We start from the raw sequence: 23479 nt of genomic DNA on the forward strand, positions 1-23479 counted from the left end.
GCGGACAGGGGGAGTCCGTGGGCCCAAAAGCGCGCTCCGATTCAGAACGCGGTTTTGCGCCCAGGGCCTCCCGAGAGACGATACGGGGAAACAGGAGGAACGCCCATGAAAAATCAGGCACGGCATTTCGGCAGGCTCAGACGCGCGGAGATGTGCACTGCGTACATCTTCATCCTGCCCATGTTTGCGGGACTGCTGCTGTTCAGTATCATTCCCTTCATTCAGAATATCCTCTACAGCTTTCGGAAGATGGGGACCTTCGGGGAGGGGACCTTCATCGGCCTGAAGAACTATCAGGACCTGCTGAAGGACGACACCTTCTGGCTGGCGCTGCAGAACACGGTGTTCTATGCCGTGGTGGGCGTGCCGCTGGTCATCATCTTCTCCATCTTTCTGGCCCATCAGATCAACAAGAAGATCCGGGGCCGCACGATCTACCGGACTCTGCTGTTTATCCCGGCAATTACCATCCCGGCAGCGATCGGTATCTTGTGGCGGTGGATTCTCAACTATCAGTACGGCATCTTCAACTGGATCTTGGAGAAGCTGGGCTTTTCCCGGATCTCTTGGCTGGGTGATGTAAAATATGTTCGATGGGCAATCATCCTGGTGGTGGTCTGGTCCATGGTCAGCTACTATGTTATCATCATGCTGGCAGCTATGCAGGGCATTGACAGCTCCTATTATGAGGCTGCCCGTCTGGACGGCGCCAGCAGCCGTCAGGTGTTTTTTAAGATCACTCTGCCCATGCTGACCCCCATGATCTTTTTCTCCGTCATCATGGTGACGATCGGCATTCTGCAGATCTTCGATTTCATCTACCTGATGGTGGACCGGCAGACGCTGTCGTACACCTACAGCATGAGTCTGGTGACGTACTTCTACGAGTGCGCCTTCAATAAGAGCAGCATGCGGGGATACGGGGCGGCCATCTCCGTGGTGCTGGCTGCCATCATCATGGTGATCACCATGATCCAGATGGTCGGCAAGAAGTACTGGGTCAGATCTGGCGAGTGAGCGGGGGAGGCAGCCATATGAAACAGAAAAGAGACCGCCTGAACGACGAGAGCAGGCTTTCGCGCTTCACCACTCATGTGGTGCTGATCTTTGCGTCGTTCCTGGCCTTTGGCCCCTTCGTCTGGATGTTTCTCACATCCATCAAGACGTACGAGGAGACCATTCAGATCCCCATGAAGTTCCTGCCGGAGATTCCCCAATGGGTGAATTTCAGCATCGTCTCCGATAAGCTGAATTTTCCCCAGCTGTATCTGAACACCATTCTGGTGACGATCATGATGATCGTGGGCCAGATCCTGATCGTCACGATCTGCGCCTATGCCTTTGACCGGCTGAATTTCCCGGGCAAGAACGTCCTCTTTATGGGGATGCTGGCACTGATGATGGTGCCCGGTCAGATCTTCATCATCCCCCGCTTCAAGCTGATGGTGAATCTGGGCCTGACCAACACCCTGGTGGGCCTGGTGCTGCCGGGACTGTTCAATATCTTCGGCGTGTTCCTGATGCGGCAGTTTTTCTCCACTTTGCCGCGGGAGCTGGACGAGGCGGCCCGCATCGACGGGTGCAGCTACTTCCGGACCTACTGGAATGTGCTGCTGCCCCTGGTGAAGCCGGGGCTGACCACGCTGGCCATCCTGGGCATGCTGAACACCTGGAAGGACCTGATGTGGCCCCTGATCAACAACTCCCAGGCGGACAAGATGACGCTGGCAGCGGGCCTTGCCATGCTGATCGGCGAACATACGACGTATTATGAGCAGGTCATGGCCGGCGGCGTCATCGCTGTGCTGCCTCTGATCGTACTGTTTGTGATTTTCCAGCGGCAGTTTGTACAGGGCATTGCCCACAGCGGCATCAAAGGCTGAGACAAACTGCGAAAAAAGAAAGGGAAGTGAGCGTATGTTTTACCGGTACCCGATCAATGATGTCCACATCCACCTGTTCGACCCCAAGGACATCGACGAGTGCATCGCCATGGTGGATGAGTGCGGATATACCAACTGGACGTTCCTGGCCTGTACGGTCATCGACAGTCCCTTCGCTCTGGCCCAGAATCTGCTGTGCGCCCTGATGAAGCTGAAGGAGGGCGGCCGCTGCCAGGCGTTCGGTTCCTTCCACTACAATGGGGACGTGGTGCCGGACGCGGATGACCTGTTGCGGCAGATCCAGTGGTTCGACCAAGCGGGCTTCGACGGTATCAAGATGCTGGATGGCAAGCCCGGCGTGCGCCGTCGGCAAAATCTGCGGCTGGACGCCCCCAACTACGACAAAATGTTCGACTACGCCCAGCGGACCCAATTCCCTATCCTGTATCACATCAACGACCCCATCGAGTTCTGGTATCGGGATCGGCTGCCCCAGTGGGCGGTGGAGAAGAACTTCTTCTACGGCGACGGAACTTTCCCCCACAAGTTCGAGATCGATGAGGAGACTTTCGGCTTCCTGCGCAAGCATCCGAATCTGAACCTGTGCATCCCGCACTTCTTCTTCATCTCCGACCAGCCGGGCCTGTGCTGCGAGATGCTGGACCGCTATCCCAACCTGTTCTTTGACATCACTCCGGGATGGGAGATGTTTGAGAACTTTGCCAAGGACCGGGAGTACTGGCGCAGCTTCTTCTCGGAGTACTCCCACAAGATCCTCTTCGGCACGGACACCTTCTCCGACCACTGGAGGGAGACCGTCACCTGCCTGCGCCGGGTGATGGAGACTGACGAGCCCTTCGTTGCCTTTGAGGAGAACTGCGTGGGCCTGGACCTGCCGGAGAAGACCCTGCGGGACATCTATTTCAACAACTACCACAAGTTCATCCGCCGGATGGACAAGAAGATCAACGTGGACATGGTGCTGGAATATGCCGACACCCTGTATGACCGCATCCCCGCGGGAGAGAACCGCCAGATGATCTCCGACACCATCGACTATCTGAAGGCGGAGATCGGCAAATTCCGGTAACGGCAGAAGAGAGGACTATTCGTGAAACTGTGTGTGATCGGCGGGGCCGGTGCCCGCTCCGCGTTTTTGACCAAATCTCTCGTGAAGAGCACCCGGGACATCCGGGTGGACCACATTGTCCTGCTTGACAACGACCAGCAGAAGCTGAAGACTTACGGGGAGATCTCCCGGGAGCTGTCCCGTCGGCTGGACCCGGACCTGACCTTTGAGGTCACCTCCGACGCCCGGGCCGCCCTGACGGGAGTGGACTACATCATCACCACCATCCGGGCCGGCGGGGACGCCGGGCGGCTGTTTGATGAGCAGACCTGCCTGGCCCACGGCGTACTGGGACAGGAGACCACGGGTGCCGGAGGCTTCGCCATGGCCATCCGGTCCGTGCCCACCCTGGTGTACTACTGCACCCTGGCCCGGGAGGTGGCCAACCCCGGCCATCTGATTTTCAACTTTACCAATCCCAGCGGGATCATCACCCAAGCCCTGCGGTCCAAAGGGTTCGACAACGTGTACGGAATCTGCGACGCCCCCAGCGGCTTCATCAAGCAGCTGGAGGAGATTCTGGAGATCCCCTACGGCACGCTGGATATCGAGTGCTACGGCCTGAACCACCTGTCCTGGTTCCGCAATGCCAAAGTCAACGGCCGGGACGTGCAGCGGGAGCTGCTGGACAATCCCCGGACCTATGAGCATTCGGAGATGCGGCTCTTTACCCGGGAGATGGCCCGGATCAGCGGAGACTGCATGCTCAACGAGTATCTGTACTTCTACTACCGGCGGGTGAAGTCTCTGTCCATGATCCAGAAGGCGGATCATCCCCGGGGAGAGATGATCTACCTCATCAACCGCGAGCTGGAGGAACAGCTGGCCCGACTGGAGCTGCCCCGGGATTTCGAGCAGGCGTTCAGCCTGTATATGACCGCCTACGGCAAGCGGGAAAACGCCTATTTCTCTGTGGAGAGCGGAGCCTGCCGGGAAAAGGTGTGGAATCCGCCCACGGTGGAGGAGTTCCTCACCGCCCCGGATGAGGGCGGCTACGCAGCGGTGGCCTTGCGGTTCATCCGGGCCATCACCGATGGGGAGAACTGCCGGATGGTGCTGTCCGTTCCAAACAACGGGGCCATCGACGGTCTGCGGGACGACGATGTGGTGGAGATCACCTGCGATATCCGCTCCGACGGCGCCCATCCCGTCCGCATTGGTGCCATCGACGAGTTTCAGCTTCAGCAGATCAAGCGGCTGAAGTACTTTGAGCGGTGCACCATCCAGGCCATCTTGGAAGATGACCGGGATGCGGCCGTCAAAGGCCTGGCCCTGCATCCGCTGGTGAACGACTTCGAGCTGGCGGAGACGTTGACGGATATCTTCTTTGACAAATACGCGGAATTTATCCACATGAACGAGACGCCTTAAAGACGGATCGGAGAGAGTGTATGTACGATTTCAAGACCTTTGCACAAATGAATCTGGACTTGATCTTCCAAGGCTTTGACCGGATGCCCCAGCCCGGGGAGGAGGTCTTTGCAAAGCGATTCACCATGCAGTTGGGGGGAGGCCCCATCGTCTGCCCCATCGTGCTGGAGCAACTGGGCTTCCGGGTCCGGCTGGGGACGTTTCTGGGGCAGGACGATGTGAGCAACCTGTGCCGCCGCCTGCTGGACCAGCGGGGCTTCTCCAGCTACGACGAGTTCGCCCAGGACAACCCGGACCCGGTGGTAGTGACCAGCGTGTTCTCTTGGGAACACGACCGGGGATTTCTGGCCCACAATGAGGGCGTCTATGAGAGCATTTTGGATCCGGAGACCGTCTATGGCTTCCTGCGGGACGCCAAGGTGGTGTTTGCCCCGGTGGGGCAGCCGGAGGTGACCCGCCGCCTTCATGAGGAGGGAGTGAAGGTAGTCTACGACAGCGGCTGGAGCGATGACCTGTCCATTGACGGCATCAAGGCGTTCCTGCCCTATATCGATGTCTACACACCCAATGACAAGGAGGCACGGAAGCTGGCCGGCACAGATGACCTGGAGGAAGCTGTCCGCTTTCTGGCGGGCTACACGCCTCACCCGGTGGTGACGCTGGGCAAGGGTGGCTGCGCATACTGGCACGACGGTTCCATCCGCTATGTATCGGCCATCGATGAATTCCGGGCGGTGGATACTACCGGCGCCGGAGACAACTTCCTCACCGGCATCATTTACGGCTTGCTGACGGAGGAGCCCCTGGACCGCTGTGTGCGGCTGGGGAACATCTTCGCGGGTAAGTCCACCACGGCGGTGGGCTGCTTTGGCGCGGCGGTGACGCCGGCACTAATCCGAAAATATCTGTGAGGGCGGGGGAGGATACGGCTGTGCGCATTCAGCCGGACCGCCTGGAGGAGACCTTTGCGACCCAGGTGGACGACGACAGCCCCTCCTACGGGGAACGGCAGATGGCTGACCAGCCGCCTCTGCGCCCTGGGCCTGATGGTGGAAGAGGACGACGCGGCGGAGATTTTGGGCCGGGCCTCCTATGCGGGCTTTTCACCGGAGGCGGGCGCCAGCGCCATTGCAGCCACCAATATCGTCCTGGACCGGGGCCAGATCCGAGAGGAGATTCGCAGCGGCTCCCACCAGCGGTACTTCCGGGCCTGCCGGGCCAGGGGGTATGAGACCTGGACGGTCACCACCTTCGGCGGTAGCGATAACAGATTGCCGGTAGCCAATGGTATCACGGGCATCGTGATGCCCTCCGCCATGCACTGTCGCCGCTCCTGTCAGGGGATACACTTCTGTTCAGGAGATGGTCGCAGTGACAGAAATCACGGCGGATCTGGTATTGAACCGGGACTGAAGCAAACCGGCTTTCCGCAATTTTGAGAGGAGGGAGAGACATGGCACTGAAGCTGATTATCGTTTCTGATTTCGTCTGTCCCTACTGTTACTGGCTGGAGACACTTCTGGACCGGCTGGGGGAACAGCTGGAGATTATCCATGTGCCCTACCAATTGACAGAACCGCCAGCGCCCCGGATAGACGTATGGAACGATCCCGTCCGACGAGTACGATACGCTGAGACCCTGGGGCCCGTCTGTCAGGCTCAGGGGGTAGAGATGTGTCTGCCGCCCCGGGTGATTCCCCGGCCATACACGGACCTGGCTTTCCAGGGCTGGTGCTTTGCTGGGGAACGGGACAGAGGAGAGTCCTTCTATAAAGCGGTGTTTCAAGCCTATTTTGTAGATGAGCGGGATATTGGAGATTTGTCTGTGCTGACGGAACTGGCAGAGAACTGCGGTCTGTCAGGGCAGGACTTCCGCGCAGCCTTGGTGGCAGGGACTTATACAGAGACCGTCCGCCGGCAATCCCGCCTGTCCCGGGATTTGCTGGGTATTCACATGGTGCCTACCATTTTATCAGGAAAAAAACGACTGGAAGGCTTTGTTCCGAACTTGATAGAGCTGAAGGCATGGTTGGATGCGGTGCGTTGAGATGCCTGAACGTAAGCATCAAATACAAAAAACAGGTAGACAGGTATGAGAAAATAGTGGAGGAAAAGTCACAGGCGAAGGGGAGGGGGACAAGAAGGTAAAGTGAGGATCTATCTTCTGTGTTTCAATATCCACTGTAAATTATTAAAAGCGGCGTTCCATTCGATGGAACGCCGGCCCATCATTCTCTTCCTTAAACACCTGAATCAGTTATGAACAAACACCCGTATAAACTCGTTGAGCGTAGTCCGTTGTTCCTCTTCATACGGTTTAGTGCGGGATCCTGCAAATTGTCTTCATAACGATATACAGTTTCTTTGCTCACGTCGAGCCGTTTTGCCAAAGATGCACGCGACATCCCGCGATCTTTCCGAAGACGACGTAACCTTAATCCAAAATCAAAAACTCCATCTGCCGACATACGGTCACCCTGTATGCATTGTAATCCTCCAGCATAGTTGTTATATGATGTGAAGATATGTAAATATTAGTCAAATTAGGTTGACATTTACCGGATATTATAATACAATGCTAACAAAAATATATGAACGCCAGCACCTGTACAGGCTGCTCACTTAATCACTATGCGTATCTTCAAATGAAAATTCTTCCAGTTCTGGATAGTCAAAAAATTCAGATAACGTAAGACTGAATGCAGATGCGATCTTGTGAAGCGTCTTTATTTTTGGATTGAATGTCTTGTGATTTATGAGATTATCAAGTGTTGAGTAGCTGATACCACTCATGGCAGACAACTGATATATTGTGAAGTCACGTTGCCTACATAGCTCCAAAATCCGTTTGACAATAATTTGTGAATATTCGTCCTTCATCTCTCTACCTGCTATCAATGAGTAATACCTTAAATGGTGTTTTCTCTATGATAGCAATAAAAATAGCGCGCTATTCCCGTGCACGGGAATAGCGCGTGATGGAATGAACGGTATGAATTATGTTGCTTGAATAGAAAATAGAATGTGTTGCATCACTCAAGAGACCAAGGATTATAATAGATTTGAGATTGAAAAGAGTGGGGGAAACAGCTATGAAAGAAATTCGCATACTCATTGGCGGAATGGGAAATGCTGCCAGGCCGATGGTCGATCTTCTGACTAGCGAACGGGAGAGGATGGAGAATGTATACGGGCTCCATTTTCGAATTGTTGGCGCAGTGGACAGTAGAGGTGGAGTGATTGCACCGAATGGAATTTCCAGTGTGACGTTATCGGAAGCCAAAAACAGGGGAACTTTGGCAGATATCCCCGGCTTGGGTATTCAGGGCCTTACGGCATTGGAGATGATCGAGCAGTGCAGCGCGGATGTCTATTTAGATGGATTGCCGCCATATCTGCCCACTGGGGAGCCGGGGACTTCTAACATCCGAAGGGCTTTGGAACGGGGAATGCATGTGGTGACCGCAAATAAAGCGCCGCTTGCCCTTCATTGGAAAGAACTGTTTTCCTTGGCGGCACAACAGGGGCTCCAAATTCGCTATGGAACAGCGGCCAGCGCAGGACTGCCTACTCTGGAGATGGGTAAACTGTTGGGACGTTGTGGAGAGCTGCTGGAGTTCGGCGGGATTTTCAACGCGTCTTGTATGTACGTTTTTGATGCGATGGGGCAGGGACAGTCCTTTGATATGGCTGTGCAGGGGGCGAAGGCAGGCGGATTTTTGGAGCCAGATCCCTCCATGGATCTCGATGGATGGGATACGGCCATGAAAACAGTTATCCAGGCCAATACCTATTGGGACCAGGCATATACGCTTGCGGATGTGGCGATCCAAGGTATCTGCGGCCTGACACAGGCAGATATGATAGACGCGAAGTCCAGGGGCGAGGTTTGGTGCATGGTTGGCCGGGCTGTCCAGAATCCGGATGGCAGCCTGAAACTGACTGCCGGACCGGAACGGCTTCCGGCAGATCATCCGCTGGCCAGGGCACACTGGAGCGATAAGGTGCTTTGGATGCAGACCAGAACGCAGGGAGGGCAGGTGCACCACTGCATCGGTGCGTCGGCTTCCAGCACACCCGGAAATATGTATTTAGACTTGGTGACTATTGCCAGGGAACTTTAATGAATACCTTTTCAGAAATGCAGAAATAGGTGGGGGGGCTTTGTTCCTGTTTAGAATCGGCGCTGCCGTTCTTGAATTTTTTTGGGGAGGAAAAGAAGTATGAAGAGAGTCTTTGCGCTGGTCCTGACATTGGCTACAGCTTTAGGGTTGGCCGCCTGCAACAGTGGAGGAGGTGAATCCGGGGAAAATGTGGTGAGGATTGGAATTTTTGAGCCGGCCACTGGCGACAATGGCGCCGGCGGCAAGCAGGAGATGCTGGGCATGCAGTATGCCAATAAGGAGACCCCCACTGTGGATATCGGCGGCACCACCTATACCGTGGAGCTGGTTTATGCGGACAACGGCTCCGACCCCGCCAAGGCGCCCACTGCCGCTGCGGAGTTGGTGAGCAAGGATGTATCTGTGGTATTGGGTTCCTACGGCTCCACCGTGTCTCTGGCTGGCGGCCCCGTCTTTGGCGAGGCGGGTGTCCCCGCCATTGGCGTCGGATGCACCAATCCCCAGATTACGGCAGGGAACGGGTATTACTTCCGGATCTGCTTCCTGGATCCGTTCCAGGGAACGGTGTTGGCAAATTTCGCACAGGAGAAATTCTCTGCGAAAAAAGCTTACTGCCTGGGTGAGCTGGGCAACGAGTACGACCAGGGCCTGATTAATTATTTTGAGCAGGCATTTGACGGCACCGTGGAAAAGGATTCCTTCCCGACCAATACATCCGACTTCACCACATATCTTAATAAGGCCGTAAATGAGGACGCAGATGTGATTTTCTGCCCGGTTTCCATTACATATTCTACTCAGATCGTGAAGTTGGCTGCTTCTCTGGGAATTGAAATCCCCATCCTCGGTGGCGATACCCTGGACAGCAATATGGTGCTGGAAGCGGCCGCAGGCAGCGACGTGCAGCTGTACGTGTCCACCTTCTACCAGGAGGGTGGCTCTCCAGAGTTTGACGAGGGCTTTAAGGCCTGGCTGAGCGAGGATTCCACCGCCATGACCAACAACGGCGGCAACGATACCATCGCCGCTGTCACTGCCATGGGCTATGACGCCTACTATGTGGCGCTGGAGGCCCTGAAGGCCGCCGGCTCTACCGACAAGGCCGCCGTGAAGGCCGCGCTGCCTGACGTGACCTACACCGGCGTGTCCGGCTCCATCGCCTTTGACGAGCAGGGCGACGCCATCCGGGACACCGCCTATATCAAGACCGCAGACACCGCCAACAACGCCTGGACGCTGGAGACGGTCCAGACTGTGGAATAAGCCTGCCATCCGGCCAGCCTGGCGGGGTATCCCCCGCCAGGCGGCTTGTTCTTGCGCGAGATGGGACCGCCTCGAAAGGGGCCGCAGCCCGGCCCTTTTGGAGACGGTCCTTCCCGCTCGCCAACTCTGAAAGAAAAGGGGGTATCCCTGTGCAATACGGAATTTCCATCCTGCTCTCCGGCATCTCGCTGGGCGGGCAGTACGCCCTGATCGCCATCGGATACACCATGGTTTACGGCATCCTGCGCCTGATCAACTTCGCCCACGGCGACGTGTTCATGGCGGCGGGATTNTGTCATCGAACGGGCAGCCTACAAGCCGCTGCGCAGCGCGCCCCGGATGAGCGTCATGATCTCCGCCATCGGCGTCAGCTATCTGCTGCAGAATTTGGCCACCTATATCACCGGCGGACTGCCGCAGATGTACCCCAGCCTGCCCGGCCTGTCCAGTCAGATCACCATTGCCGGCACCTCCACCAAAATGGTGACGGTGATTACGCCATTCCTGGTGGTGGCGCTGGTAGTGGTGCTGACCCAGCTCATCAACCACACCAAGATCGGCATGGCCATGCGGGCCGCCTCCCGGGATTTTGAGACCGCGCAGCTGATGGGCATCAAGATCAACAACATCATCAGCTTCACCTTTGTCATCGGTTCCTTCCTGGCGGCGGTGGGGTCTGCGCTGTACTTCACCAACTATCCCTCCATCGTGCCGCTGTCCGGCTCCCTGCCGGGCCTGCGGGCCTTCGTGGCGGCAGTGTTCGGCGGCATCGGCTCCATTCCCGGGGCCGTGGTGGGGGCATTCCTCATCGGTCTCAGCGAGACGGTGATCAAGAGCTCCAACTGGAGTGTGTTTTCCGACGCGTTCACCTTCGCGCTGCTCATCATCATCCTGGTGGTGAAGCCCACCGGCCTGTTCGGTGAGAAGTCCACCGACAAAGTGTAAAGGGGGCGTCACGATGCTGCAAGAAAAAAAGAGCAAACGGGGCGCGTGGATCGCCCTGGGCTGCGTGGCGGCCCTGCTGGTCCTGGTGATTGTGCTGGAGAACACCATGCAGCCCACCAGTATGCTGTTCACCGTGCTGAAGAAGGGNGCTGTGTACGCGCTGGTGGCGGCCTCCCTGAACCTGCTGAACGGCTTTACGGGCCTGTTCTCCCTGGGGCAGGCGGGCTTCATGCTGCTGGGCGCCTACACCTACGCCATTCTGACCATTCCCTCTGCCGACCGGGAGAGCGTCTACTACCTCTACGGCGGCTCGGCAGTGAATTTCTCCCTGCCGGAGCTGTTCGGCGGCGGCGCCCTGGGTCTGATCCTGGGTGTGCTGGCGGCGCTGATCCTGGCGGGCTGTGTGGCGGCGGTGATCGCCTGGCTTATCGGCCTGCCGGTGCTGCGGCTGAAGAGCGACTACCTGGCCATCGCCACCCTGGGCTTTGCGGAGATCATCCGGGCCATCTTCCAGTGGGACCGGCTGGGCCCTGTCACCAACGGCGCCAACGCGCTGAAGAGCTTTCCCACCTTCTCCAGCTTCAACATCGAGAACGCCAATGGGGAGGTGGTGCTGCGCCTTTCCACCTTTGTGCCCTTCCTGCTGGTGGCAGTGTGCATCGGGATCATGGTGTTGTTGATCAACTCCACCTATGGCCGGGCCTTCAAGGCCATCCGGGAGGATGAGGTGGCCGCCGAGGCCATGGGCATCAACCTGGCCAAGCACAAGCGGATGGCCTTCTGCATCAGCTCCTTCTTCGCCGGCGTGGGCGGCGGCCTGTTCGCCATGTTCGCCAACCAGGCCCAAGCCAAGACCTTCACCACCTCCATGACCTACGAGATCCTGCTGATCGTGGTGATCGGCGGCATCGGGTCCATCTCCGGCAGCTGCATCGCCTCGTTCCTGTACGTGGCGGCCAGCGAGTGGTGGCTGCGATTCCTGGACACAGAGACGTATATCGGCGCCTTCAAGGTGCCCTTCCTGCGGACCGGCTTCCGGATGGTGGTGTTCTCCATCATCATCATGATCGTGGTGCTGTTCTTCCGCCGTGGCCTCATGGGGGACCGGGAGCTCTCTGATGTGGCCCGGAGCCTGCGGGCCCGCCTCTCCGGAAAATCGAAAAAGAAGGAGGCGGCGAAATGAGTGAGAAGATCCTTCGTTTGGAGAATATCACCATGCAGTTCGGCGGCGTCATCGCCGTGAACAACATGAATCTGGAGGTAGGCGAGGGGGAGATCGTCTCCCTGATCGGCCCCAACGGCGCGGGCAAGACTACGGCCTTCAACGTCATCACCGGCGTGTACCAGCCCACCAACGGCGCGGTGTGGTACCGGGGGGAGAAGATCGTGGAAAACTACCCCCAGGGCAAGATGCGCAAGCTCTACAAGGGCGAGCACGCCGGGGAGTACACCCACGCCCTGGCCCCCACCCCGGACAAGATCACCCGGATGGGCATGGCCCGGACCTTCCAGAATATCCGTCTTTGGAAGGACCAGACGGTGTTCGACAACGTGCTGACGGCCATGCACTGCCGTGCGACGTGCAACCTCCTCACTGCGACCTTCCATCTGAACCGGCAGGAGGAGGCGCGGCAGCGCCAGCGGGTGGAAGAGCTGCTGGCGGAGGTGAACCTCAGCGACGTTTCCGGGGAGAAGGCGAACTCCCTGCCCTACGGCAAGCAGCGGCGGCTGGAGATCGCCCGGGCCCTGGCCACGGATCCGCAGCTGCTGCTGCTGGACGAACCGGCTGCGGGCATGAACCCCCAGGAGACCGACGAGCTGACGGCCTTCATCGGGGAGATCCGCACGAAGTTCGGCCTGACGGTGTTTCTGATCGAGCACCACATGGACCTGGTCATGGACATCTCCGACCGGATCTATGTGCTGGACTTCGGCAAGCTGATTGCCGACGGCACACCGGCGGAGATCCAGAACAATCAGCGCGTCATCGACGCGTACCTGGGGGTGGCGGAAGATGCTTAAAATCCAACAGCTGCGGGTGTCCTACGGCGGCATCCAGGCTCTCCGGGGCATCGACCTGGAGGTGCCGGACGGCAAGATCGTCACCCTGATCGGCGCCAACGGCGCGGGCAAGTCCACCACCCTGCGGACCATCTCCGGCCTGGTGAAGGCGGAGTCCGGCTCCATCCAGTGGAACGGGGAGGAGCTGCTGGGCAAGCCCATCGACAAGATCATCTCCGCGGGCATCGCCATGAGCCCGGAGGGGCGGCGGGTGTTTGCGGACCTGACGGTGCTGGAGAACCTGAAGCTGGGAGCCTACCTCCGCAAGGACAAAGCGGAGATCGAAAAGGACCTGAAATGGGTCTATGAGCTGTTCCCCCGGCTGGAGGAACGGAACTGGCAGTCCGCCGGCACCCTCTCCGGCGGCGAACAGCAGATGCTGGCGGTGGGCCGGGCCCTGATGTCACGGCCGAAGCTGATGATGCTGGATGAGCCGTCCCTGGGCCTGGCGCCGCTGGTGGTGCAGGACATCTTCTCCATCATCCGGGAGATCAACCGCCAGGGCGTGACGGTACTGCTGATCGAACAGAACGCCAACATGGCCTTGAAGATCGCGGACCTGGCCTATGTGCTGGAGACGGGGAACATCACCATGTCCGGCACCGGCGCGGAGCTGCTGGCCAATGAGAAGATCAAAGAGGCGTATCTCGGCAAGCACAGATAACAGCAGGAGAGAGGCGGAAGCCTCTCTCCTGTTTTTGCGTTTCCACTGCCGATGCCGCGGGACCCCGGAGGCGGCGGGGAGACGCCGCGGCCCGAAGGAGGGACGGGCGGCCTTTGCGGAGAACATGTGGGGAGAACGGACGATTCGTCCGTTCTTTTTTTGCGCGGATTTTTCGGAACGGCGCATGAAATGCCAAAATCCAGAGACCCTAAACCAGAGCGATTTCCCTGTACCTTTCCGATGAACAAAGGAGTGAGCTTTTTGGAAACCGGAATTCACAATACCTCCGAGATCGGGCGGCTGAAAAAGGTCCTTCTCCACCGCCCTGGCGGTGAGCTGGAAAATCTGATGCCGGAGTATTTGGAGCGGCTGCTCTTTGATGACATCCCCTATCTGAAGGAGGCCCAGCGGGAGCACGACGCCTTTGCCGACTGCCTCCGGCAGCAAGGAGTGGAGGTGGTCTACCTGCGGGATCTGGTGGCGGAGTCCATCACGGACGCCGACGTGCGGGCCGACTTGATCCGCCAGTTCCTGGAGGAGTCCGGCGTCAAGGACGACCGGCTCCGGGAGAGCCTGGAGGACTTCCTCTCTGCCCTGCCGGACAAGGAGATGGTGTCTGCCATGATGGCGGGCGTCCGCAAGTCCCAGCTCCGGGCAAACAGCGCCCGGCTGGGGGACTATCTCTCTGCCGCCGGGGATGATTACCCCTTCGCCGTAGATCCCCTGCCCAACCTCTATTTTACCCGGGACCCCTTCGCCACCATCGGTACCGGCGTGTCCATCCACAAAATGCACACCGCCACGAGAAACCGGGAGACCCTGTTCGGCAAGTTCATTTTCGAGCACCACCCGGACTACCGCAACGCCCCCAGGTGGTACGACCGGGGCGAGACCTCCTCCCTGGAGGGGGGCGATATCCTGATCCTGTCCCCTCAGGTGTTGGCGGTGGGCATCTCTCAGCGGACGGAGGAGGACTCCATCGACGCCTTGGCGGAGACGGTGCTCTCCGAGAGCAAGACCTTCCGCAAGCTGCTGGCCTTTGACATTCCCAAGAGCCGGTCCTTCATGCACCTGGATACGGTGTTCACCATGGTGGACCGGGACAAGTTCACCGTCCATCCCAACATCCTCCAGCAGATTACGGTGTTCGTCATGGAGCTGGACGAAAACCGGAAGATGAAAATCCGTCAGGAGGACGGCCGGCTGGAGGACATCCTGAAGGAGCACCTGGAGCTGGATAAGGTGACACTGATCCCCTGCGGCCAGGGCAGCGAGATCGACGCCGCCCGGGAGCAGTGGAGCGACGGCTCCAATACCCTGGCCATCGGCCCCGGCGAGGTGGTGGTGTACTCCCGGAACTATGTCACCAACCGGGCCCTGGAGGAGGCGGGCATCCGGCTCCACACCATTCCCAGCGCAGAACTCTCCCGCGGGCGGGGCGGACCCCGGTGCATGTCCATGCCGCTGTGGCGGGAGGATCCGTAAGCATTCGCGGAGCGTGAATGGGCCGCCCCGGCCAGGGAGGGCTTGTCCAGCGGGATGCACCCCCATGTCGTCGTCGCAAAGTCCGCTCAGCCCCGTTTCCGTGTACGGCGAAAACTGCGCCCGCTCCCTTGCACCCCAAGGGCACTTCCGCGCCCACTCCGTGGGCTTGGGCGCTCCTCCTCTCCCCACCGTGCGGGGCGCGGCGGGACCCCTTATCGGTCTTGCCAAAAGAGAAACGGGCCGTGCACGGTCCAAAGAGAAAGGCGCCTGGATGCGCTCTGGTGCAGTGGCCCTCCGCGCTGAAGGGGGGGCGGCGAATCGGTGCCTGCTCCGATTTGGCCTTGCCTTCGGGCACGCTAGGCCCTTCTGCAATTCCCTCGACTGCCGTCCCGTGGCGGATGGTGCGGAAGTTGCCGGGATGCAAGGACGCATTTGAACTGCTTCGCTTTTCCTGTCTCGCGCTACGGCGCTCCGGGGATTTCCGTCATCAGTGTTCCACTGGTTCCTCCTTCCGCGCGTTCGGCTTCGCTACGCACTGCCCTGGCGGTCATAGAAGCTGCAGCTTGGCCCTATGCTGAAACTCTCATTAACCACCGGCCAGCGGCAGCGAAAATCAGCGCAGCGTGTATCCCGGACTTCCCCGGGCTGGAGGGGTTCACAAGGGCCGGACGTTTCCCTCTCTGACCGCCGCAAGGGATCGCCAACCTTCCCCCGCCGAAACATGTTTTCTTTTCCGCCGGGAGCAGTATCCCCCACAGCCCCTGTTCGGCGGTCCACATCTGTCCCCTCAAAAAGTCCTCATCATGAACAAGATAAAAAGGAGTGCATTTTATGGCAATCAATTTGAAAGGCCGGAGTTTTCTGACTCTGGAAGACTTCACCCCCGCGGAGATCCGTTATCTCCTGGACCTGGGCCACGACCTGAAGGCCAAGCGCCGGGCCGGCATCTGCGACCCAACCCTTCAGGGCAAGCACATCGTGCTGCTGTTTGAAAAGACCTCCACCCGCACCCGCTGCTCCTTCGAGGTGGCTGCTACCCAGGAGGGGGGCCACGTCACCTATCTGGACGCCGGCAGCAGCCAGATGGGCAAGAAGGAGTCTCTGGAGGACACCGCCAAAGTGCTGGGCCGGTTTTTCGACGGCATCGAGTACCGGGGCTACGACCAGAAGGTGGTGGAGGATCTGGCGAAGTACGCCGGTGTGCCCGTCTGGAACGGTCTCACCGACGCAGACCACCCCACCCAGATCCTGGCGGACATGATGACCATTGAGGAGCACTGCCACAAGCCCCTGAACCAGGTGAAGGTGGTGTTCCCCGGCGACGTGCGGAACAATATGTGCTACGCCTGGATGATCGGCGCCGCCAAGATGGGTATGCATTTTGTGGGCCTGGGGCCCCAGGAGCTGGCCAAGGAGATGGACGGCACACTGGTGAAGCGGGTATTCGCCACCGCACGGGAGAACGGCGGCCTCATCGAGATCACCGACAACATGAACTCCCTGAAGGATGCGGACGTGATCTACGGCGACATCTGGGCTTCCATGGGCGAGGAGGACCTGATCCCCGAGCGGGCCAAGCTGCTGACTCCCTACCGGGTGACGGAGGAGACACTGAAGGCCACCGGCAACTCCAACGTGCTGTATCTGCACTGCCTGCCCTCCTTCCATGACTTTGAGACCAAGCTGGCCAAGGAGTGGCAGGACAAGGGCGTGGACATCCGGGAGGTCACCGACGAGGTGTTCCGCAGCCGCCACAGTGTGGTATTCGACGAGGCGGAGAACCGGATGCACTCCATCAAAGCTGTGCTGGTGGCCACCATCGGAAGATAATTCATGGAAAAGGCGCCGCCTTTTTCGTGAGAGCGTTTACAGCTATCTGCATGTACTCGCTTCGCTTGCACACTTGATAGCTGGGAAGGATGTTTGCCGACACGCGTGCTGCCGGCAAACATGATGGAAATGATGTTGACGCCGCGGCGTCAAAACAGAAGCGGGGTAGATATCTTGAATCAAAAAAAATTCCACATGCCCACAGCCTATACGATCCTGTTCCTGCTGCTGATCCTGGTGGCTGCCGCCACCTGGATCATCCCGGCGGGCAGCTATGACTACGTGGACGGCGTGCCGGTGGCGGGGACGTACCACACGGTGGAGCAGAATCCCCAGGGAGTGGGCGACGTTCTGAAGGCAGCTTTTTCTGGCTTTTACGACGCGGTGGACGTGTGCATCTTCATCCTGATGGTGGGCGGCTTTCTGGGCGTGGTGATGAAGACCGGTGCCGTGGACGCCGGCGTGGGCAACGTCATCCGCCTGCTGGGCGGCCGGGAGAAGTGGCTGATCCCCATTCTGATGCTGCTGTTCGGCTTGGGCGGCACCACCTACGGCATGTGGGAGGAGACCATGGCCTTTTATCCCCTGCTGATCCCGGTGTTCCTGGCGGCCGGGTACGACGCGGTAGTGGGCATCAGCGTGATCCTGCTGGGGGCCGGGGCCGGCGTCATCGCCTCCACGGTAAACCCCTTTGCCACCGGCATCGCCGCGGGCTTTGCCGGGGTCTCTCTGGGAGAGGGTATCGTGCTGCGGCTGCTGGAGTGGGTGGCCTTTGAGGCGGCGGCCATCTGGTTTGTGATGGCCTACGCCGCGAAGGTCAAGAAGAACCCCTCCAAATCCGTGGTGGGCGTGGGCGCGGGCAAGATCCAGGTAAGCATGGACCAGCAGGTGCCCTTTACCGCCAAGCGGAAGGTCATCATGGCCCTCTTTACGCTGACATTCCTCATCATGGTCTATGCTGTGGTGCCCTTTGACGAGATGGGCCTGTCCCTGCCCGCTCTGGGCTGGTGGTTTCCGGAGCTCTCCGCCCTGTTCTTGGTGGCAGGTGTCGTCATCGGCCTCATTGACCGGATGAGTGAGGAGGAGCTGGTAGAGACCTACGTGGCCGGCTGCGCGGACCTTTTAGGCGTGGCCTTTATCATCGGCATCAGCCGGGGCATCACTGTGCTGATGAACGACGGCGCCATCACCGACACGGTCCTCCACTGGGGAGAGCAGGCCCTTTCCGGCGCCGGGGCCATCAGCTTCACGCTGCTGGTGTTCGCCCTGTACCTGCCCCTCACCATCCTGATCCCGTCCTCGTCGGGCCTGGCGACACTGTCCATCCCCATTGTGGCGCCCCTGGGCAAATTCGCCGGGGTGGGCGGCGATCTGGTGGTGACAGCGTTCCAGTCCGCCTCCGGCCTGGTGAACATCATCACCCCTACTGCGGCGGTGGTGATGGGCGCCCTGGCCCTGGGCCATGTGCCCTACGACCGCTGGGTGAAGTATGTGTGGAAGCTGATACTCTGGTTTTTGCTGCTGGCCCTGGCGTTCCTGGTGGCGGGTGTGCTGCTGGGATAGAAAAAGCAAAGCGCGCACGGTTTTCCGTGCGCGCTTTTTTGCCATATCCAAATGCCGGAAGATGGCGGTTCCGGCGGCTGACTGCTGTTCCGGAAGCGGCCTTCCGCGGAGGCGCCTGATGGGGAAGGACGTACCTCAGTACCCCACGATGAGGCCCTTTTCCATGGCATAGAAGCTGGTGAGTCCCCGGCAGGACAGCAGGTCCACCTGTTTCACCGGCAGGTCTGCCAGGATCTGCCGCTTCAGGGCCATAGCACCCTCCAGGTTCTCACAGTGGGAGATTACCACCTCTGCGTCGGTGCAGTCCTTGCTGGCCTTCATCAGGGCGGTGATGGCCCGGTAGGTCTTACCCACGCCCCGGGCCTTATCCGCCACATGAATGGTGCCCTCGGCTGTGGCGTCCGCAATGATGTGGATGCCCAGGGAGCGGAGCAACGTGCCCACAATGGGCCGCATCCGGCCATTTTTGATAAGGTTGTCGAAATTCTCCAGGGTGAAGCAGGTCCGCAGGGTGGCCTGATAGCGGTGGAGCTGCTGGCAGAGAGCGTCGAAGTCCCCATCATCCCCCGCTGCCTCCATCAGGGCCTGGGCCCGGCGGATCAGCAGCACCATGGTCCCGGCGGCGGCGCGGGAGTCGATGACGCAGATCTGCTTTTCCGGGTGCTCCTCCAGCACCATCTCCCGGGCGATGCAGGCCGCGTGATACGTGCCGGAGAGCTGGGAGGAAAGCGTGAAGCAGACGGTACGGTCCCCCCGCTCAAAGGCCCCGGCAAAGTCGGCGGGGGAGGGGCAGGCGGACGAGGAGGCAGCCTTCTCCACCGCCATGGCGGAGAGCAGGGCGGGAACCGACAGGGCGTCATCGTCCACAAATTCCCGGCCGCCCACCTGGATGCGCAGAGGCACGGTCTCAAACCGGACGCAGCTGCTGTGGAAGGAAGCTGTCCGCAGGTCGCAGCTGCTGTCGCTCACAATATTCCATGTCATAAAGAACACCCCGAAATCTGATTTTAAAAACGATATCTTCTGCCACCATCATACTGGAGGAAGGGAGAATTGTCAAGGATGGATTCGGAAATCTTGACAGGCGGAAAAAATAGTGCTATGCTGGAACAGTTCTTATAAGAACTGTTTTAAATAAAATGAAAGGGGGCGGGCGCTGTGGCAGTGAGCAGTACGCAGCTGCTGCGGGTTATCCAGCAGTTCCGCCGGTATTACGATAGGCATTTCTCAGAGCTTCTGTCCCGCACCGGGCTCTCCATGCGGGAGATTCATGTGGTGCTGTTTCTGGCCAATCATCCGGCACATGACACTGCCCGGGACGTGACAGAGCTCCGGGGACTGGCCAAGAGCCAGGTGTCCGCCGCGGTGGACCTGCTGGCGGCGCGGGAGCTGCTCCGCCGTCAGCCGGACAAGGCAGACCGCCGGGTGATCCATCTGGCGCTGACAGATGCGGGCGCGGCCCTGGCCCGGGAGGGGCAGAAGCTCCAGAGTACCTGCCTGGACGCGCTGTTTGCCGGTCTGACACAGTCGGAGGCGGAGCGATTTCAGGAACTGCTGGAAAAGGTTCTGACCAGCGCGGAAGTGCGGTTGAAGGAAGGAGGCAATACATGAGCCGTCGAAATGTGGACCTGGGCAGCGGGAGCGTGGGAAAGCTGCTGTTTTCCCTGGCCGTTCCTACCATCACCTCCCAGATCGTCAACATGCTGTACAATCTGGTGGACCGGGTGTACATCGGCCACATGCAGCCGGTGGAGACTGTGGGCAAGCTGGCCCTCACCGGCGTGGGGGTGTGCCTGCCCATCATCATGGTGATCTCCGCCTTCGCGGCCCTGATGGCCTTCGGCGGCGCACCCCGGGCCTCCATCGCCGAAGGGCGGGGAGACCTGAAAGAGTCGGAGCGGATCATGGGCAACAGCTTCACCATGCTGGTGGCGGTGTCCGTGGTGCTGACTGTGGTCTTTCTGGTGTTTGCGGAGCCCATGCTCCGCATCTTCGGCGCCAGCGACAACACCATCGGCTACGCCCTGAACTATATGCGCATTTATGCCCTGGGCACCATCTTCGTCCAGGTGACCCTGGGCATGAACGCCTATATCACCGCCCAGGGCTTCACGGTGGTGGGCATGAAGACTGTGCTGATCGGCGCGATCCTCAATACGGTGCTGGACCCCATCTTCATCTTCGCCTTCGGCATGGGGGTCCGGGGCGCGGCCTTGGCCACCATTCTATCCCAAGCGGTCTCCGCGGTGTGGGTGCTGAAGTTCCTTACGGGCAGCAAGACCAAGTGGCACCTGCGGCGGGAGCACCTGCGGCCCCAAGCCAAGGTGGTGCTGCCGGCCCTGGCCCTGGGCGCTTCCCCCTTCATCATGCAGTCTACGGAGAGCCTCATTACCGTGTGCTTCAACTCCTCACTGCTGAAATACGGCGGGGACATCGCTGTGGGTGCTATGACCGTGCTCTCCAGCATCATGCAGTTCGCCATGATGCCCCTCCAGGGCCTGACCCAAGGGGCCCAGCCCATCATCAGCTACAACTACGGCGCCCGGAATCCGGGGCGGGTACGGCGTGCCTTCCAGGTGCTGCTGATGGCCTGCCTGGCCTACTCCCTGCTGCTGTGGGCGCTGGTGCAGCTGTTCCCCCAGCTGTTCGCCCTGATGTTCACCTCGGACAGCGAGCTGGTGAGCTATGCCTCCTGGGCCCTGCGGATCTACATGGCGGCCACCGGGATCTTCGGCATCCAGATCGCCTGTCAGCAGACTTTCGTGGCCCTGGGCAACGCCAAGATCTCCTTGTTCCTGGCAGTGCTGCGGAAGATCATCCTGCTGATTCCCTTCATTTATATTCTGCCCAACTTTTTTGCGGATAAGGCTTTTGCGGTCTTTCTGGCGGAGCCGGTGGCGGATTTCCTGGCGGTGTGTACCACAGCCACCATGTTCGCTGTCCATTTCAAAAAGAGCATGACCGCGCTGGAGGGAAAGCCCGGCGTGTGAACTGAAAACCCGATGCAGAGAGCCGGCCGCCCTTGGGGCGGCCGGCTTTTTTGCGCGGGGGAGTGGACGGCAGGCATCAGGCCCCGAAGATCTCCGCCAGCAGGTCCATGGCCTCTGGCAGCGCCGCCGGGCTGAGGCCGGCATAGTTCACCACCAGCGTGTGGGCGTAGGCAGGGGAGGGGATGGCGGCGTACTCCGAGAGAAAGCCCAGCCGGACGCCCAGGGCCGCAGCCCGGTCCCGCAGGGCCCCGTCGCTCTCCCGGGTGTCCAGCCGCAGGAGAAAGTGGAGCCCCGCCCCCTGCTCCGAGATCGTGATCCGGTTCCGGAAGGGGCTGGACCGGAAGGAGGCCAGAACCGCGTCGTGACGGGTGCGGTACTCCTTGCGCATCCGAGCCAGGTGCTGCTCGTAGTGGCCCTGGTCCAGGAACCGGGCCAGCACGTGCTGGTCCAGGGCGGGCACCGTGCAGGAATAAAAATCCAGCTCCCGGCGGTACTGCTCCAGCAGGCGGGGCGGCAGCACCATGAATCCCACCCGCATGGAGGGGGAGATGGTCTGGGAGAAGGTGTTCATGTATACCACCCGCCCGGCGGTGTCGATACTCTGGAGGGTGGGAATGGGACGGCCTGTAAAGCGGAACTCGCTGTCATAGTCATCCTCGATGATGATGCCTCCAGCCTTCTCAGCCCAGCGGAGCAGGGCCTGCCGCCGGCCGATGGGTGTCACCAGTCCGGTGGGATAGTGGTGGGCGGGAGAGAGATGGACCACACTGGCTCCCGCCGCCTCCAGGGCCTCCGGGGGAACGCCCTGGCCGTCCAGGGGCACCGGGCGGCAAGCCGCGCCGCACTTGCCGTACACCTGGCGGATTTTGGGATAGCCCGGATCCTCCACGGCAAAGACGGCCTCCCGTCCCAGCAGCTGAGCCAGCAGCAGATACAGGTACTCCGCCCCGGCCCCCACCACGATCTGCTCCGGCGGCACAGCCATGCCCTTATACTCCCGCAGGTCCCGGGCGATGGCCTGCCGCAGGGCGGGCAGCCCCTGGTGGGGCACTGGGCGCAGCAGGGCTTCCCCGTCCTCGGACAGCACCTGCCGGGTCAGACGGGCCCAGGCCGCCGCGGGGAAGCGGCTGGCGTCCACCTGGTTGCTCTTCAGATCCAGCCGCCAGACCGGGGCCTCCGGCGGCGCCTCAGGAGCCGGAGGAGCGGGGACGGCAGGCCGGGGCCGCTCCACCTCCGCCACAAAAAAGCCCCGTTTGGGCTGGGTGTACACATAGCCCTCCGCCTCCAGCTGCTGGTAGGCCCCCTCCACCGTCATGACGGAGATGTGCAGGTGCTCCGCCAGGGCCCGCTTGGAGGGCAGCCGCTCCCCGGCCGTCAGGGTGCCGTCCAGGATGTCCCCCCGGATGCAGCGGTACAGGTATTCATACAGCGGCGCTCTGCCGCGGTTTTCCAGGGCGTAGGTACGCATGGGCTTCCTCCATCTGACCTGATAAAAAATTCAGAAATTGACGCTTTTAATCATATCATATTTGTTCTATGATGGCAACAGCAAATGGGGCGCGAGACGGCCCCGCCGGAAGGAGAAGAGGATATGGAGAAGACAGCGGAGCAGGAGACGGCCAAGACCTTCCAGCGGACACGGATGGTCGTGATGGCGGCGGCCTTTGCGGCGCTGGCCTGCGTGGCCACTATGGTGGTGAAGGTGCCGTCCCCCACCGGCGGCTACATGAACCTGGGGGACACGGTGGTGCTGCTGGGCGGATATCTGCTGGGGCCAGCCTGGGGCGCCCTGGCGGGCAGCATCGGCCCGGCCCTGGCGGATGTGCTGCTGGGCTCGCCCATCTACGCACCCGCTACCCTGGTCATCAAGGCAGGGATGGCGGCTTTGGCGGCCGCGTGCCATCAGGCGTTCGGAAAGGGACGGGGTCCCCTGGGCCTTGCGGCCTGCGGCATCATGGGAGAGCTGCCCATGGTGGTGGGCTACTGGCTGTACGACGCCCTGCTGCTGGGGAGCGCGGCTGGTGCCGCGGCAGGTATCCCCAGCAATCTGGTGCAGGCTGCCTTCGGCATCGCCGCCTCCACACTGCTGGCGGCGGCTCTGGGCCGCAGCGCCTACGTCCGGCGGGAGTTCCCCCGGCTGTGATCCCCGCAACATGGAAGAAAGCTCCCCC

22 protein-coding genes and 1 pseudogene are annotated in these 23479 nt (G+C 60.2%); 19 read left to right on the forward strand and 4 right to left on the reverse strand.

Annotation, left to right across the window (positions count from 1 at the left end):
- Positions 1 to 105 precede the first annotated feature (105 nt).
- The 7 genes from OCV80_RS00305 to OCV80_RS00335 are packed head-to-tail and all read left to right on the forward strand — an operon-like array spanning position 106 to position 6430.
- On the forward strand, positions 106 to 1017 hold the full coding sequence (locus tag OCV80_RS00305; RefSeq protein WP_025544631.1) for a carbohydrate ABC transporter permease: 912 nt from the start codon (positions 106 to 108) through the stop codon (positions 1015 to 1017).
- A 17-nt stretch (positions 1018 to 1034) separates the two neighbouring features.
- A complete protein-coding gene (locus OCV80_RS00310) occupies positions 1035 to 1883 on the forward strand; it encodes a carbohydrate ABC transporter permease (protein WP_025544629.1) in 849 nt (282 codons plus the stop codon).
- A gap of 34 nt (positions 1884 to 1917) precedes the next feature.
- Complete coding sequence (locus OCV80_RS00315) at positions 1918 to 2973, forward strand: amidohydrolase family protein (protein WP_119310839.1); 1056 nt, start codon at positions 1918 to 1920, stop codon at positions 2971 to 2973.
- Positions 2974 to 2994: 21 nt separating this feature from the next.
- Positions 2995 to 4383, forward strand: a complete 1389-nt coding sequence (locus tag OCV80_RS00320; protein ID WP_136891664.1) for a family 4 glycosyl hydrolase — start codon at positions 2995 to 2997, stop codon at positions 4381 to 4383.
- 20 nt (positions 4384 to 4403) lie between these two features.
- Positions 4404 to 5294, forward strand: coding sequence for a carbohydrate kinase family protein (locus OCV80_RS00325; protein ID WP_119310841.1), 891 nt, complete (start codon positions 4404 to 4406; stop codon positions 5292 to 5294).
- 54 nt (positions 5295 to 5348) lie between these two features.
- Entirely contained in the window at positions 5349 to 5822 is a 474-nt protein-coding gene (locus tag OCV80_RS00330; protein ID WP_249390723.1) for a hypothetical protein, read from the forward strand.
- 14 nt (positions 5823 to 5836) lie between these two features.
- Positions 5837 to 6430, forward strand: coding sequence for a DsbA family oxidoreductase (locus OCV80_RS00335; protein ID WP_119310842.1), 594 nt, complete (start codon positions 5837 to 5839; stop codon positions 6428 to 6430).
- A gap of 193 nt (positions 6431 to 6623) precedes the next feature.
- Here OCV80_RS00335 and OCV80_RS16490 read toward each other — a convergent pair whose 3' ends face one another.
- Positions 6624 to 6851 (reverse strand): helix-turn-helix domain-containing protein, encoded by a 228-nt coding sequence (locus tag OCV80_RS16490; protein WP_081692158.1) that lies wholly within the window; start codon positions 6849 to 6851, stop codon positions 6624 to 6626.
- A 154-nt stretch (positions 6852 to 7005) separates the two neighbouring features.
- Positions 7006 to 7263: a helix-turn-helix domain-containing protein gene (locus tag OCV80_RS00340; protein WP_025544623.1), complete on the reverse strand. Its 258-nt coding sequence runs from the start codon at positions 7261 to 7263 to the stop codon at positions 7006 to 7008.
- Positions 7264 to 7475: 212 nt separating this feature from the next.
- Between OCV80_RS00340 and OCV80_RS00345 the strand changes: the two genes are divergently transcribed.
- The 9 genes and pseudogenes from OCV80_RS00345 to OCV80_RS00385 all read left to right on the forward strand — a co-directional run bounded on the left by OCV80_RS00345 (position 7476) and on the right by OCV80_RS00385 (position 18318).
- Positions 7476 to 8507, forward strand: a complete 1032-nt coding sequence (locus OCV80_RS00345; protein WP_119310843.1) for a hypothetical protein — start codon at positions 7476 to 7478, stop codon at positions 8505 to 8507.
- 99 nt (positions 8508 to 8606) lie between these two features.
- Entirely contained in the window at positions 8607 to 9770 is a 1164-nt protein-coding gene (locus OCV80_RS00350) for an ABC transporter substrate-binding protein (RefSeq protein ID WP_119310844.1), read from the forward strand.
- Between the two features lie 149 nt (positions 9771 to 9919).
- A pseudogene (locus OCV80_RS00355) lies at positions 9920 to 10715 on the forward strand (branched-chain amino acid ABC transporter permease).
- 121 nt (positions 10716 to 10836) lie between these two features.
- On the forward strand, positions 10837 to 11898 hold the full coding sequence (locus tag OCV80_RS00360; RefSeq protein ID WP_449588081.1) for a branched-chain amino acid ABC transporter permease: 1062 nt from the start codon (positions 10837 to 10839) through the stop codon (positions 11896 to 11898).
- Positions 11895 to 12737 (forward strand): ABC transporter ATP-binding protein, encoded by an 843-nt coding sequence (locus tag OCV80_RS00365; protein WP_119310847.1) that lies wholly within the window; start codon positions 11895 to 11897, stop codon positions 12735 to 12737. The genes OCV80_RS00360 and OCV80_RS00365 overlap by 4 nt, the downstream gene beginning before the upstream one ends.
- Positions 12730 to 13440, forward strand: a complete 711-nt coding sequence (locus OCV80_RS00370) for an ABC transporter ATP-binding protein (protein ID WP_021750258.1) — start codon at positions 12730 to 12732, stop codon at positions 13438 to 13440. The genes OCV80_RS00365 and OCV80_RS00370 overlap by 8 nt, the downstream gene beginning before the upstream one ends.
- A gap of 240 nt (positions 13441 to 13680) precedes the next feature.
- The gene (gene arcA, locus OCV80_RS00375) at positions 13681 to 14925 is read left to right on the forward strand and encodes an arginine deiminase (protein WP_021750257.1); all 1245 of its coding nucleotides are present in this window, start codon (positions 13681 to 13683) and stop codon (positions 14923 to 14925) included.
- Positions 14926 to 15756: 831 nt separating this feature from the next.
- Positions 15757 to 16755, forward strand: a complete 999-nt coding sequence (gene argF / locus OCV80_RS00380) for an ornithine carbamoyltransferase (protein ID WP_119311651.1) — start codon at positions 15757 to 15759, stop codon at positions 16753 to 16755.
- A gap of 174 nt (positions 16756 to 16929) precedes the next feature.
- Positions 16930 to 18318 (forward strand): YfcC family protein, encoded by a 1389-nt coding sequence (locus OCV80_RS00385; RefSeq protein ID WP_036630883.1) that lies wholly within the window; start codon positions 16930 to 16932, stop codon positions 18316 to 18318.
- Positions 18319 to 18453: 135 nt separating this feature from the next.
- Here the strand turns inward: OCV80_RS00385 and OCV80_RS00390 are convergent, their stop codons facing one another.
- Positions 18454 to 19302 (reverse strand): DegV family protein, encoded by an 849-nt coding sequence (locus tag OCV80_RS00390; RefSeq protein ID WP_021750253.1) that lies wholly within the window; start codon positions 19300 to 19302, stop codon positions 18454 to 18456.
- Positions 19303 to 19476: 174 nt separating this feature from the next.
- Between OCV80_RS00390 and OCV80_RS00395 the strand changes: the two genes are divergently transcribed.
- Positions 19477 to 19929, forward strand: a complete 453-nt coding sequence (locus tag OCV80_RS00395; RefSeq protein WP_119311650.1) for a MarR family winged helix-turn-helix transcriptional regulator — start codon at positions 19477 to 19479, stop codon at positions 19927 to 19929.
- Positions 19926 to 21308 carry an MATE family efflux transporter gene (locus tag OCV80_RS00400; RefSeq protein ID WP_136891077.1) on the forward strand — a complete coding sequence of 461 codons (1383 nt, stop codon included), beginning with the start codon at positions 19926 to 19928 and terminating at the stop codon, positions 21306 to 21308. Before OCV80_RS00395 ends, OCV80_RS00400 begins: the two co-directional genes overlap by 4 nt.
- Before the next feature lie 76 nt (positions 21309 to 21384).
- On the opposite strand, the gene pdxR is transcribed toward OCV80_RS00400, so the two are convergent.
- Complete coding sequence (gene pdxR / locus OCV80_RS00405; RefSeq protein WP_136891076.1) at positions 21385 to 22776, reverse strand: MocR-like pyridoxine biosynthesis transcription factor PdxR; 1392 nt, start codon at positions 22774 to 22776, stop codon at positions 21385 to 21387.
- A 123-nt stretch (positions 22777 to 22899) separates the two neighbouring features.
- On the opposite strand from pdxR, the gene OCV80_RS00410 reads away from it, so the two are divergent.
- Positions 22900 to 23451: an ECF transporter S component gene (locus OCV80_RS00410; RefSeq protein WP_025545367.1), complete on the forward strand. Its 552-nt coding sequence runs from the start codon at positions 22900 to 22902 to the stop codon at positions 23449 to 23451.
- The last annotated feature ends 28 nt before the right edge of the window (positions 23452 to 23479 follow it).

The organism is Oscillibacter acetigenes, from assembly GCF_025567605.1.
GTDB classification, from domain to species: Bacteria; Bacillota; Clostridia; order Oscillospirales; family Oscillospiraceae; genus Oscillibacter; species Oscillibacter welbionis.